General features: G+C 32.1%; 11 protein-coding genes. 10 read left to right on the forward strand and 1 reads right to left on the reverse strand.

The window, feature by feature from the left end; translation table 11 throughout:
* The first annotated feature begins 319 nt into the window (after positions 1-319).
* Both V5J73_RS13255 and V5J73_RS13260 read left to right on the forward strand, forming a co-directional pair.
* Positions 320-1,228 (forward strand): pseudouridine synthase, encoded by a 909-nt coding sequence (locus V5J73_RS13255; protein ID WP_338646457.1) that lies wholly within the window; start codon positions 320-322, stop codon positions 1,226-1,228.
* Between the two features lie 84 nt (positions 1,229-1,312).
* The gene (locus V5J73_RS13260; protein WP_338646458.1) at positions 1,313-1,675 is read left to right on the forward strand and encodes a nuclear transport factor 2 family protein; all 363 of its coding nucleotides are present in this window, start codon (positions 1,313-1,315) and stop codon (positions 1,673-1,675) included.
* Positions 1,676-1,756: 81 nt separating this feature from the next.
* Here the strand turns inward: V5J73_RS13260 and V5J73_RS13265 are convergent, their stop codons facing one another.
* Positions 1,757-3,904, reverse strand: a complete 2,148-nt coding sequence (locus V5J73_RS13265) for a M3 family metallopeptidase (protein WP_338646459.1) — start codon at positions 3,902-3,904, stop codon at positions 1,757-1,759.
* A 181-nt stretch (positions 3,905-4,085) separates the two neighbouring features.
* Here V5J73_RS13265 and V5J73_RS13270 point away from each other — a divergent pair, with 181 nt between their 5' ends.
* The 8 genes from V5J73_RS13270 (at position 4,086) to V5J73_RS13305 (ending at position 13,372) form a co-directional block, all read left to right on the forward strand.
* A complete protein-coding gene (locus V5J73_RS13270; protein ID WP_338646460.1) occupies positions 4,086-5,852 on the forward strand; it encodes a DUF885 domain-containing protein in 1,767 nt (588 codons plus the stop codon).
* 15 nt (positions 5,853-5,867) lie between these two features.
* Positions 5,868-6,557: a hypothetical protein gene (locus tag V5J73_RS13275; RefSeq protein ID WP_338646461.1), complete on the forward strand. Its 690-nt coding sequence runs from the start codon at positions 5,868-5,870 to the stop codon at positions 6,555-6,557.
* Positions 6,558-6,860: 303 nt separating this feature from the next.
* Positions 6,861-8,234: a phage integrase SAM-like domain-containing protein gene (locus V5J73_RS13280; protein WP_338646462.1), complete on the forward strand. Its 1,374-nt coding sequence runs from the start codon at positions 6,861-6,863 to the stop codon at positions 8,232-8,234.
* Positions 8,235-8,388: 154 nt separating this feature from the next.
* Complete coding sequence (locus V5J73_RS13285) at positions 8,389-9,027, forward strand: hypothetical protein (protein ID WP_338646463.1); 639 nt, start codon at positions 8,389-8,391, stop codon at positions 9,025-9,027.
* Positions 9,028-9,113: 86 nt separating this feature from the next.
* Positions 9,114-9,392, forward strand: coding sequence for a helix-turn-helix domain-containing protein (locus tag V5J73_RS13290; RefSeq protein WP_131480035.1), 279 nt, complete (start codon positions 9,114-9,116; stop codon positions 9,390-9,392).
* A gap of 156 nt (positions 9,393-9,548) precedes the next feature.
* The gene (locus V5J73_RS13295) at positions 9,549-10,835 is read left to right on the forward strand and encodes a hypothetical protein (RefSeq protein WP_338646465.1); all 1,287 of its coding nucleotides are present in this window, start codon (positions 9,549-9,551) and stop codon (positions 10,833-10,835) included.
* Between the two features lie 11 nt (positions 10,836-10,846).
* Positions 10,847-11,068: a hypothetical protein gene (locus V5J73_RS13300; RefSeq protein WP_338646466.1), complete on the forward strand. Its 222-nt coding sequence runs from the start codon at positions 10,847-10,849 to the stop codon at positions 11,066-11,068.
* Positions 11,069-12,097: 1,029 nt separating this feature from the next.
* Positions 12,098-13,372 (forward strand): hypothetical protein, encoded by a 1,275-nt coding sequence (locus V5J73_RS13305; protein WP_338646467.1) that lies wholly within the window; start codon positions 12,098-12,100, stop codon positions 13,370-13,372.
* Positions 13,373-13,569: the final 197 nt, after the last annotated feature.

Here is a 13,569-nt window from a genome sequence, read left to right on the forward strand (position 1 = left end):
TAAAAAGGATAAAAAACCATTCTCAAAATTCTCCTATATTCACCGATAGGGTAGCCCCGATTACTTCACCTAGCCTTTGTTCGCATCCGAGTTCAGTGAATTTCATTTGTAACGGCATCCTTTTTCTTTTTTCCTTTAAAAAAGAAAAAGATAGAGTGGAAAGCGGGACATCGAAGATTCAGCGCAGCTAAATAACTCCAAAAAATAATACTAAAATATATTAATTAGCTTATTAACTAGACAGTTAGCGTTTTTATAATTGGTGGTTATTGATTGTCAAGTATATAAATAGTATCTTTGCACAAATTATTGGAATATTATGAATAACAAGGAAGGCAATAATAAGAAAAGTGGTCCAAGAGCAGCTAGCTCAAGACCAAGTTCAAATAAGCCAAAACCTGCCATGCAGAAGCGCGCTCAAGGGCCGAAAAAAGTTAAAGTAAATACTAAAGTTGCCGATATTGCTACTGATAAAGTAGAGAAAAAACCAAATCAAGCACCAAAGAGACCGAAAGTAAAAGACGAAATTCGTTTGAATAAATACATCGCTAATTCAGGTGCTTGCTCGCGTCGTGATGCTGATATTTATATTCAATCCGGGACGGTAAAAGTAAACGGAATTCCTGTTACTGAAATGGGATACATGGTAAAACCAGGTGATGTTGTAAATTTTGACGGTGCGACTTTGACACCGGAGAAAAAAGTATACATCTTACTGAACAAACCAAAAAACTTTACAACTGCGATGGACGAAGGTCAGGAGTATCGTAATGTATTAGAACTGGTAAAAGGTTCTACGACTGCAAAAATTGGTGCAGTGGGAAGAATGGACAAGAATACAACTGGTTTGTTATTGTTCACAAATGACACGGATATGATTCGTAAATTTACGTTACCAAGTCAAAAATCATCTAAAATTTACCAAGTTTCATTGGATAAAAATTTGAAATTTGAAGATTTAGAAAAAATACAAAAAGGATTGACGCTTGATGGTCATCGCGTTTTTGTGGAAGATGTAAGCTATATTGAAGGAGAAGCGAAAAGTGAAATTGGATTGCAATTGCGTTCAGCAAACGTGAAAGTGGTTCGTTCTATTTTTGAACACTTTAGTTATGATGTATTGCGTATTGACCGAGTTTCTTTTGCTGGTTTGACCAAAAAGAATTTGCCAAGAGGAAACTGGAGATTGCTTACTGACCAAGAAATTATCAATTTGAAGAACGTTTAATATTTCTTTGAAATTATACAATGAAATCCCTTCCGTTTATACGGAATGGGATTTTTTTAATTAAAAATTCAATCCTAAATAAGTATGACACCAGAAAAATTACAATCAATTGCTTTTAAATGGTTTGAAACTTTCAATAATAAAGAATTAGAAAAATTACTGTCTTTATATGATGAAGATGCCGTTCATTTTAGTCCAAAACTAAAAATGTACAAACCGGAAAGTAACGGCTTTGTTACCGGTAAAGAAGCCTTGCGAGAATGGTGGAAAGATGCTTTTGAGCGTTTACCAAGCTTGAATTACAAAGTAAAATCGCTTACCGCCAATGGTGACCGCATTTTCATGGAATACATAAGAACAGTTACCGGTGAAGAAGATTTATTGGTAGCTGAAGTATTAGACATTAGAGAAGACAAAATAATTGCTTCACGAGTGTATCACGGATAAAAACCGATTTTGATTAAAAACAAAAAACCCTACGACAATTTATTTATGTTGTAGGGTTTTTGTTTTAGAAGAAAATTATAATTATCCTTTCATTTTTTTAAGCGGTTCTGCTTTTTTGTCCAGACCACGTTTTCTCAATAGCGGTTCGATACTTGGCTCGGCACCACGGAAACGTTTGTACAAAACCATCGGATCTTCGGTTCCTCCTTTTTCCAAAACATTCTCACGGAATAATTTTGCTTTTTCTGGATTAAACAAAGTAGTTGTTTTGAACGCTTCAAAAGCATCCGTATCTAAAACACCTGACCAGATGTAGCTGTAATATCCAGAAGAATATCCTCCTGAGAATATATGGCTGAAATACGTACTACGGTATCTTGGAATAATAGAAGAAATTAAACCAATTTTTGTCATTGCAGCTTTTTCGAAAGCGTTTGCATCAACAGTAATATCTTTGGTTTGAGAATGGTATTCTAAATCCAATAAAGAAGCTGCAAGATATTCGGTTGTGGTAAAACCTTGGTCAAAAGTACCTGCTTTCTTCAATTTATTCACTAGCGTTTCCGGAATCACTTCACCTGTTTTATAATGCTTCGCATACATTTTTAAAACTTCTGGTTCAGCCGCCCAATTCTCCATAATTTGAGAAGGAAGTTCTACGAAATCTCTTGGAACACTAGTTCCTGCTAAACTTTTATACGTCACATTCGATAATAATCCGTGTAGAGAATGTCCAAATTCATGGAAAAAAGTTGTCACTTCATCAAAAGTCAAAAGTGCAGGAGCGGTTGCTGATGGTTTCGTAAAATTACAAACGATAGAAACTACCGGAGCAACACGTTTGCCATCTACCGTTTTCTGACTTCTGTATGAGGTCATCCAAGCACCGCCACGTTTCGATTCACGCGGATGAAAATCCATGTATAAAACCCCAATATGAGATCCATCTTTTTCTAAAATCTCCCAAACGGTTGCATCTTCGTGGTATTTTGGAACATTAGTCAACGCTTTAAATTGTATTCCGTATAATTTTTCGGTTACTTGAAAAACACCTTTTCTAACATTATGTAAACTGAAATATGGTTTCAATTCTTCTTCGTCAAGATCAAAACGTTCTTTTCTGATTTTCTCCGTGTAATACCTCCAGTCATACGGTTGTACCGCGCCTTTAATTCCTTCTTTAGCCATCATTTTCTGAATATCAGCGGCTTCTGTTTTGGCTATTTCCAAAGCTGGTTTCCACAAATCATTCAACAGCTTATTTACATTTTCAGGTGTTTTAGCCATCGATTCTTCCAAAACATAATTAGAGTGCGATTTAAAACCTAACAATCGAGCTTTTTGCCCACGAAGATTGGCTAAATCTACTGCATTCTTCTTGTTATCAAAAGCATCATCATGGTTGCCTCTGGTTTGGTACGCATTCCAAATTTGCTTACGCAATTCTCTATTGGAACTGTATTGCAAAAACGGCATCACACTAGAATTGGAAAGGGTAAAAACCCATTTTCCTTCTTTACCTTTTGCTTTAGCATCAACAGCTGCAGCATCGATTAATCCCTGTGGCAATCCGGCCAAATCTTTTTTGGAATCAATAACTAACTCGTATGAATTAGTCTCCGCCAAAATATTCTGACCGTATTTTAAACTGGTTAGCGAAAGATCTCCGTTTATTTTGCGTAATATTTCTTTGTCAGCATTTGATAAATTCGCTCCACTTCGAACGAAATCTTTGTAGGCATTATCTAAAATTTTAGTTTGTTCTAAATTCAAGCCCAATGTTTCTTTTTTGTCCCAAAGCGATTTTACTTTGGCGAATAATTTCTCGTTCAAGTAAATATTATCTCGGTGTGCAGAAAGATTCGGCGCCATTTCTTTAGCAATATTCTGAATCTCTTTGTTAGTGTTCGCCGAATTCAAATTAGAAAAAACCGTATTCACATTCGACAATAATTCTCCTGCATTTTCCATGGCAAGAATCGTATTTTCAAAAGTGGCAGGCTGCGTATTATCTGCAATAGCATCAATCTCCGCTTGATGTTTACTGATTCCCTCTAAAATAGCGGGTTTAAAATGTTCATTTTTAATTTTGTCGAAAGGCGGCACATTAAAGGGCGTGTCGTAAGCTTGAAAAAATGGATTCATAATAGTGTTTTCTTTTTTCTCTTGAGCTTCAATTGTTAGCATATTCCCGATGGCTAACAAAATAAAAAAGGATTTTTTTCTCATTTAGATGTAAATTATTAGAATAGTAAATTTAACAGAAATGATTATAAAACAAGAATCCCAGTGGTGCGTTAACTAAATTTTATGACATAAAATAAATGGCATTCCTAAACGAATGACTAATCTTACAATAGATATTAAAAAAAATCAATAAATTAGCTTAATCAAACACCAAATTTATATTATGAAAAAAATAACCACTCTTCTTTTTACTTTAATCACCTCTTTATTTTTGGTTAACTGCAAATCGGAAGATAAAAAGCAAGATTTCAGCAGTATCACCAAAAACTATTTTGATGATAAAAATGCGATGAGTCCTTTGGACGCCACTCAAAGTGGTCAAAATGAATACAATGACCAATTACAGTTTGAAATGACTGACAGCTACCGAAAGTCTCAAGAAGCTTTTTTTGACAAATACCAAACAGCCTTAAATACGGTTGATAAAGAAGCCTTATCTGAAGAAGAAAAAAACAGTTATGAAATCATTAAATGGGAAGTTGAGATTGGTAAAGACTTGTTGAAACAACCTACGAACCTAATTCCTGTTCATCAATTTTGGGGAACACATCTTACTATGGGGCAGTTTGCAGGAGGAACCAGCGCACAGCCTTTTAAAACAGAAAAAGACTATACTAATTTCCTCAAAAGAATGGATAAATACGCTGTATGGATTGATTCGGCAATGGTGTACATGAAAAAAGGAATGACAAAAGGAGTCGTATTACCAAAAGCATTAACCGTAAAGTTAATTCCACAATTTGCAGAAATGGCTACTCCAAATATTGAAGACAATTTATTTTACTCATCGATAAAATTAATGCCAGAGTCGTTTCCTGAAAGCATCAAAAAAGATTTAACGGCAAAATACACCGCTACCATTGCTAACAAATTAATTCCACAGTACAAGAAAATGGCCGATTTTTTGACCAAGGAATATCTTCCTGCCTCAAGAACTACTAGCGGTATTGGCAGTTTGCCTTTTGGAAAAGAAGTATATGCTACCTATGTAAAACAATGGACGACTACTGACATGACACCTGAGCAAATTCACGAATTAGGATTGAAAGAAGTAGCGCGATTAACTGCCGAAATGGAAAAGGTAAAAACTCAAGTTGGCTTTAAAGGCACATTATTAGAATTCTTTGAAGAAGTTCGAAATAAAAAAGAATTGAAACCATTTACAAAACCCGAGGAAGTGATTGCCAATTTTCAAAACATTTATACGCGCATCAAACCGAATGTAGATAAATTATTCGCACTGCAACCCAAAACGAAATTTGAAATTAGAAGAACAGAAGCTTTTAGAGAACAAACCGCAAGTGCTGAATACAATCAAGGAACTGCAGATGGATCTCGTCCGGGAATTTTTTATGTACCAATTCCAGATGTAGCAAATTATAATATGTATGGTGATGAAGATTTGTTTTTGCATGAAGCGATTCCGGGACATCACTTTCAAATCTCTTTGCAACAAGAAAATGAGAGTTTGCCTGACTTCAGAAAATTCAATTGGTTTGGTGCCTATGGCGAAGGCTGGGCTTTGTACACCGAAAGTCTAGGAAAAGAACTTGGATTGTATCAAGATCCGTATCAGTATTTTGGAATGTTAGGCAATGAAATGCACCGCGCTGTCCGATTAGTAGTTGACACTGGATTGCACTCCAAAGGCTGGACTAGAGAGCAAGCCATTAAATATTCGTTAGCCAACGAAGCCGAAAGTGAAGCCAGTATTATTCCTGAAATAGAGCGTTATATGGCCATTCCAGGACAAGCATTGTCTTATAAAATTGGACAATTAAAGATTATAGAACTTCGTAAAAAAGCGGAAACTAAAATGGGTACAAAATTTGATATTAAAAAATTCCATGAAAAAGTATTAGAATCTGGAGTAATGCCATTGGCACTATTAGAGATGAAAATAAATACGTGGATAAATAAATCTAACTAATAAAAATTAAAAACTATGAAAAAATTATTGCTAAACACATTATTATTGTCTTTTATGGCATTTACAGCTAATGCACAACGACTAATGGACACGATGGATCCTACTTCCTCTGGAGCTTTATTCAGAAACGACGTTTTGAATAAAAAAGACATGACAAAAATAGAAGGATCAGAATACTTAGTTGATGAATTTAGATTAGCTGAGGTAGCTGGCATTCCTCAACAGATTATGGTACGTTATAATGCGATGACGGACATGATAGAAGTACAAAATGAAAAAAAGGAAATTTTCTCACTAATGAAAAAAGAACCTTTTAATACCATCACTATCATTCCATTTACGGATAAAATTAAACTTACAAATTATAAAACTAAAGATGGGGATGTAAATGGTTATCTCGTACTATTATACAGTAATAATGAAGTTGCCTTGTATAGAAGAGATAAAATTAATTTGCAAAAAGGAAAAGAAGCTATTAATTCCTATTCACCTGCTACTTCCGCTCGATATGTAAAAGCAAATGACGAGTATTATTTGAGTTTAAAAAACGAAACGGCTGTTATGATGCCAAAAAACAAGAAAGAACTTCAAGATCTCTTTCCGGAGAAAAAAGAAGAGATTGCAGTTTACTTAAAAAAGAATAACCTTTCTTTAAAAGATGAAAAGAGTGTTATTGAAATTTCAAAATTCTTATCGAATTTATAGAATAAACAAAAAAAGCTTCTCAAATTGAGAAGCTTTTTTTTGTGCGGATAATAGGACTCGAACCTACACGCCAAGACATTCTATTCAGCCAAAACACTAAACATCTGAAAACTGTACAATAACAACCTTAAAATTCAATAATTTCAACACTTAAGAAGGTTTCATCAGCTTAATTAAGAGTAGAAAATAATAGAATAAAATAGAACGAAATCTTAAAATGGTTGGGCAATGGTTGGGCAACTTTGTGAAATGTATTTAAAAATTAATTACTTTTGAATTGTTCAAAGTTCAAAAATTCAAAAAATGGCAACAATACAATTTAGATTAAGAAGCAAGGCAAATAAAAATGTTTCTATAAAAATACGTCTATCAATAGACCGAAACAATGTATTTGAAGTAAGTACAGGTTTTTCAATCCATCCAAAAGATTGGAGCGCAACAACAGGACTGCCCAAACAAACCAACCCTGAAAATAAAATATTATCTAGCGACCTAAAGAAACTAGATTCATTTGTATCTAAAAATCTAAATATCGATTTGGGAAAAGGAATTTTGATTGACTCCAATTGGTTAGAGTTAAAAATCAATGATTGCTTTAGTAGAGTTGTAAAAACCGATATTGGAATAATTACAAATCATATTCAATACATAATCGATAATGCAAACACTCGTAAAGTAAAAAACAAAATTGGTTTGAGTCCCAGCACAATCAAAAACTACAATCTTTTCAAAAACATCATTTTAGAATACCAAAAAAAGATTAAAAAACAAATTCAATTTATTGAGGTTACAAAACCTTTTGTTGACAAGTTTACCAATTGGCTAATTAATGAAAAAAAATATTCTACTAATTACGCTGGTAAACAATTGGAAATCCTTAAAACTGTTTGTATTGATGCAGAAAAAAATGACATACAGATAACTCCCTACTCAAAAATAATTCAACATTTTAGAGAAAGTGAAAAAGACCGTTATATTCAAACCTTATCTTTTGCTGAATTGGAACAAATCAAAAATCTAGATTTATCAAACATTGAATACCTCAACCAATTCAAAAAAGAAAATCCCGAACTAACTAAAAACCTTTCTATTACCCCCGAAAGTTTGAACAATATTCGAAATTGGATCTTATTAGGTTGTGAGATTGGGCAACGTGGTGGGGATTTACTAGAAATTACAGCCGACAACATTCGTTATAATGGTAAAAACTACTATATCGATCTCATACAACAAAAAACAAATAAGAGTGTTACAATTGGTATTATTGCACCTCATGTTGTTCAAATAATAGAAAACCACTTCCCTAAAAAAATCCCACACCAAAAACTAAACGAATATGCAAAGGTGATTTGTAAACTATCTGGAATAGTTGAAATAGTAAAAGGAACAAAACTAAATACAGAAACAAACCGAAAGGAATTAGGGGACTATCCTAAATACGAGTTAATTGCCTCCCATTGTTTTAGACGTTCATTTGCTAGCAATTACTATAAAAAGATCCCTACTGCAGTGTTAATTGGTATAACGGGCCACAGTAAGGAAAGTTTGTTTTTAACGTACATCAACCAGCGAGAGGATAAAGACACAAATGCTGATTTATTTATGAAATTTTATGAAGAAATCAACAAAGATAAACCAGCTAAAATGGTATTATTACCTAACGGTACAAATGAATAAAAAAGAAATATAAGATTTTGAGGCTCGTAAAACGGCCAAAAAATCACAAGTAAAGTTCAAAAGACTAAGCAAAAAAATAAGAACAAGACAGTTATACTTAAATAAACTCAAGTTCAAAAGTTCAAATTAATTCAAGCAATACAGGCAAATAAAAATGAGAATTTCAAATAGTTATACTCTAAATGAATACCAAGAAAATTACCCGATTTTGTTAGAAAAATTTCTATTAAAATATGAAGACCATGACGAATTTATATTTGCAAGTGAAGAAATAAAAAAATTTTATTCCGGCATTATAGATATTTCAGCAATCGAGGTTAGTAATGAATTCTCAGTAAATTTTTTTCATAAAAATGTACAAGGTGAATTAGACAAAAATGGAGATCTGGATTTTTTAGAGTTTGCAAAAAAACATAATCTGAGTTCATTTAAAATAATAGATTTTTTAGAATCAAAACTAACCTATCTCGAAACCAAAACACATCATACAGAACCTGCCACCGAAAACAAACACCCTAATATGTTTATTAATGGCAGTTTCAAATTGTTTGAATACATTTTAAACAATCACATCACAGAAAATAGGGGGCGTATAAACGACATTAGTTTTTATTATTGGAAAATGTACAATGATAATTATATTATCCAAAAACCCTTTCCATTTGTAGAATGGTTTACTAAGGTATACAATGTTGAAAGTTTTCAAATAAAAACATTAAATATAACTCAAAACCCTAACAGATTAAAACATTATTCAAATTCGTTAGACTGGTTTAAACTTCAGAATAAATAACAGACTGCAAAAAGTACAATTTCAGACTTTAAACAGTACAACCGTATTGAAACCTTTGCCACATCAATAATTTTAAAGCATTAGATATGGCACAAGTTCAATTTATCCAAACAACTCCTCAGGAACTACAACAACAAATTAACGAGGGCATAAAAATCCAGTTACAGGAATTTTTAAAACATTTCGCACCAATCCAACCAAAGGAATATTTAACCCGATCAGACGTGGCGAAAATGTTCAGTGTTGACATAAGTACCGTTTCCAATTGGCAAAAATCAGGAAAACTAAAACCTCTCGGAATCTCTGGGCGAGTTTACTTTTTACGATCCGAAGTAGAGGCAAGTCTTAAACCCCTAAACGTTTAAGAATCTGATTCCAATACAAATACTTCAAAACATACTTAGCTCCTATAACACAAACTAAAAGATACAAAAAACGAGAGTTGTTCAGGCTCTCGTTTATACTTTGTTCAAAAGTTCGTTTCAACAGGCAATGCAGAAACATATCAAATGTAGTGAAAAATGATTGATTTACTAAAATTAGAAACTACTAATACAACTCAAATTGATTATCTATTTAATCATGAATTATTGGACTGGCATAGTGATATCGACAAAATAAATATATTTGATAAAGAGGTTATAAACACAAAGAAAATAAAACAATACAAAGGAATTTATTTTTGTTTTTACTCTAATAAATTAGATATACTTTTTAAACCTCATTACTATTCCAACGACAATGTACACAATGCAAACGACTTTAAAATTATTGATTGTATTGCAGTTATATGCGAGGTTAAAAACGCCTTAAATTTAGATTTAGAAGTATTCAAGGTTATCAATATCGAATACGGTCTAAATATAATTTCGCCAATTGATATAAGAAACTTAATAACATATATAATATATCACTCAAAAAATGAATTTAAAACAGATACGGGACTGTCATACAGTAAAAAAAGTTATTCAGTTACCAAATATGGAACTGCAAATCAATACAAAATAATCAAGGCGTATGCCAAAGGTTTACAATTTCCGAAGTACTCAGATATAAACACATTCAGATTTGAAGTGAAAAGTAAAAAAAGTAGGTTTATTAATAAACTGGGCGTGTATAATTTAACTGATCTATTGCATGTAAATGTATATTTTGCTTTTGTAAATAGTTTAATAGTTGAATTTGAAGACACTTTAATTTTAGATTGTGAAACCGATTTTAATACTCTTAATCGAAAGGAACAAACTAAAATATCAAAGTTTAATAATCCAATGGAATGGTACAAGATAAACAACGGATCAAACCGCAATAGTTTTAGTAAGAACAAAACCGCATACTATAAACTAATAAACAAAGTGCCTATTAATTTAAAAAATCAATTGCGACAAATCATTTATGACAAACTTGAAATACTAAAAAAGGGTGCAATATCACTACCTAAAGACAATATCAAAAAGGGTGCAGATTCACAGTTATATAATAGGGGAATATGCACCCATAACGATACTATAATTGAAATTAAAAATCAATGGGTTTGCAAGGTGACTGGTTTGAATATTTCGATGCAAAAAGAAAACAGTACTCTACTCTCTCATACAGGACTAAAATACTACTACAATACAGACAAAAGGATCTTTGAACAAATCAAAAGGCGGTATTTAACAAAAATCTGGTTTGAATCAAATTTTGAAACCCAAATAAAAGAGATTGCGCACAATATCAGGAATGAAAATAGTAATAGAACAATAAAACAAAAAAGGATCTACCAACCACAACAAATAAACATATTAAATCAATTAGGAATATAAACAACAAACAGATGAAATTGATAAACTCAGATACACAATACGATTACTACATTGATTACATTCAAGGAATAGAAGTAAATATTAAAAAAGACAAAACAACAAATCAAATCTATTACAGCTCTGATAGTGTAGCAAAAATACTAGGATTCAATAATGCTGATGACATGATACAAAGTAATAGCGATATTACTAACGCCTTTCTAGATGGAATGAATAAAGGTTTAGTAATATAAAACTTTTAATTATGAAGATTGAGTAAATGAGTAATAGTGCACGAAAGCTTTGCATATCGTATTCGTCTTTGGTACGAAAAAAAATAACTGCACTAGTATTCAAAAGATTATTTGTCAATTTCTTGTATTATAAAATAATATAATATAAATTATATATATAATAACAAGAACTAAACCAACAACACATGCATAAGTCTTAGTTTGATGAATAGGAAGATTGTCTCTCACTTTCCGAAACATACACACGAACGTTCAAGGAGGGAAAAACTGGGTTCTGGTCAATTTGTCCTTTCATGAGTTTAATTTACTGCACTCCAGTTGTCAAGTTGTAAATATCACGAGCAGAATAGGCACATGGACCACAATATCGGGAACATGTCGGGAAATATCATGTATGCACCGCACACAATTCATACCTTATCAGCAAGTTACACACGCACAATGTGTTCTTGATAGGACTGCACTCCCATAGTAGTACGTGAGTGAGACGTTCGCAATCAGTGAGTAAAAAGGCAAAAACTCTGGACCATCATCGCTAATTTACACCCCCCTGCCTTTTGCAATCGTGTTTTCCTTTGGGCCGGTTGGCGCGAAAAAACTGTATACCACCTCCACCACGCAGCTATCTACAATTTTTTATATGTACCACCTTTGATCAACATGTGTAGCAAGTGCGTGTTCTAAAGCTTTGTTTTGGAATAGACTCATTATTTGAGCTACATGTTCGACATTTGAAAACTTATTTAATTCTAAATATCACTAAAAGTGGGTATTGCAAAAGTTGATTGATAAGATTTACTTTGTTTTGTGGTTGTAATCTTGCATGTCACATTTGATAATTAGGCATCAAAAGTACTCAGTAAATTAAAAATTCATTTCGGATTAATAAGATACTCAGTATATATGTGATAATGGATAAATTATGACTCTAGTAAGAACTATCTACCCTAAATTGGGGTGATAGGTCTGATTTTATAAGACCCATACAGAAGTTAGCCGTCATGCCTAAAAACCGTATAAAAAAAACATATGAAAAAAGAATTTACATTTGAATTATTGATAATCGATCCAAGTGGAAGCAGTGAAATTCAGTCACCAAAGAGTTTATTATACGGACTTTTGTCAACTGAAAAATTATGGGAAAATCCAGAAGAAGTTGAAGATAACGGGAAAAAATTTATTAAAGACAAAAATTTGACTTTAAAAATAAAACCTGTCGATACAAGTTCTGTTCTTTATAACTTGTACGAAGCAGCATTTATATTAAAAATAGTATCAAGTGATTTTGAAAAATTAGAGAAATTTAGATATTTACTTGTTGTACATTTAAAAAGTAGACTACGATTTGAACACATAAGAATTCTAACCGATGATATTTCTACAGAAATTTCAAATAAAATATATCCATTAATAAACGAGTTAGAAAATATATTAAGAAGATATTTAGCTAAATTTTTTACCCAAAAAGTAGGACTTGATTGGTGGAAACAAGCTGTTCCTGATAAGGTAATTGAAAAGACCAAAATGCGACAAGATAATGAAAATGTTTTTTCTAAAATTGTTGAAACTGATATGACCTTAATTGATTTTAATGATTTGGGTGAAATAATTTATAAACATAAGTTAGGATTCAATAAACCTGAAAATTTAACAGATAAAATTCTATCAATTAGCTCAACAGAAGAACTTCAAAAACTGCAACAAGATTTAGACGGAAATTACAACCGATTTTTTAAACAACATTTCCAAACTTTTAGTTTTGACAGTAAATGGAAACAACTTTTTCAATTAAGAAATAAAGTAGCACATAATAATTTGTTTATTAAACCCGATTTAGATACTGCAATCAAACTTCATGCAGAAATAAAAGATATAATTCTAAAAGCAGAAGACAAAATAGACGATTTTAGATTCTCTGTTGAAGAGCAAGAAGCAATGATCAAAACTTCGAGTGAAAATATTACATCCTTGCAACCAAGAACGGAAGAATTAGCAACCAACATAAAAATAGTTGGTAAAATTGACTTAACTGAAAAACTTGACAATGATTATGAAATAATATCCGAAGAAACTTTATTAAAAGAACTTATTAGAGCAGAAGAATCTTTAAAATATAAAAATCTGACTTTTATCGGACTTAAATCTTTTGTTACAAATGTTCTTGCAAGTAAAGGTTATTCATTTGGTCCAACATACGCACAGATTAATGTACTAAAAGATAAAGGCAAAATAGAAATATATGATGTTGAAAATGATAATGAAAATTCAACTTGGCCAGTAAAAGCAATTCGATTAGTAAAATAAGCACGAACGGCTAACAGCAGTTTGCAAAAATGGCGGGTTTTGGGCTCAATTTAAAGTTGGTTTTGTACTTGCAAAGTCCAGTGTTTAAACGAAAGTTTAGGCTTCCTTAATCCGCCACTTCTGCAAGCTGCGAGACGCTGTAGGTAATTTCAAAAGAATAGTAATAAATAAAAATGGCGGGCAAAAACTAACTAAAA

This window comes from Flavobacterium sp. KS-LB2 (genome assembly GCF_036895565.1).
Lineage (GTDB): Bacteria > Bacteroidota > Bacteroidia > Flavobacteriales > Flavobacteriaceae > Flavobacterium.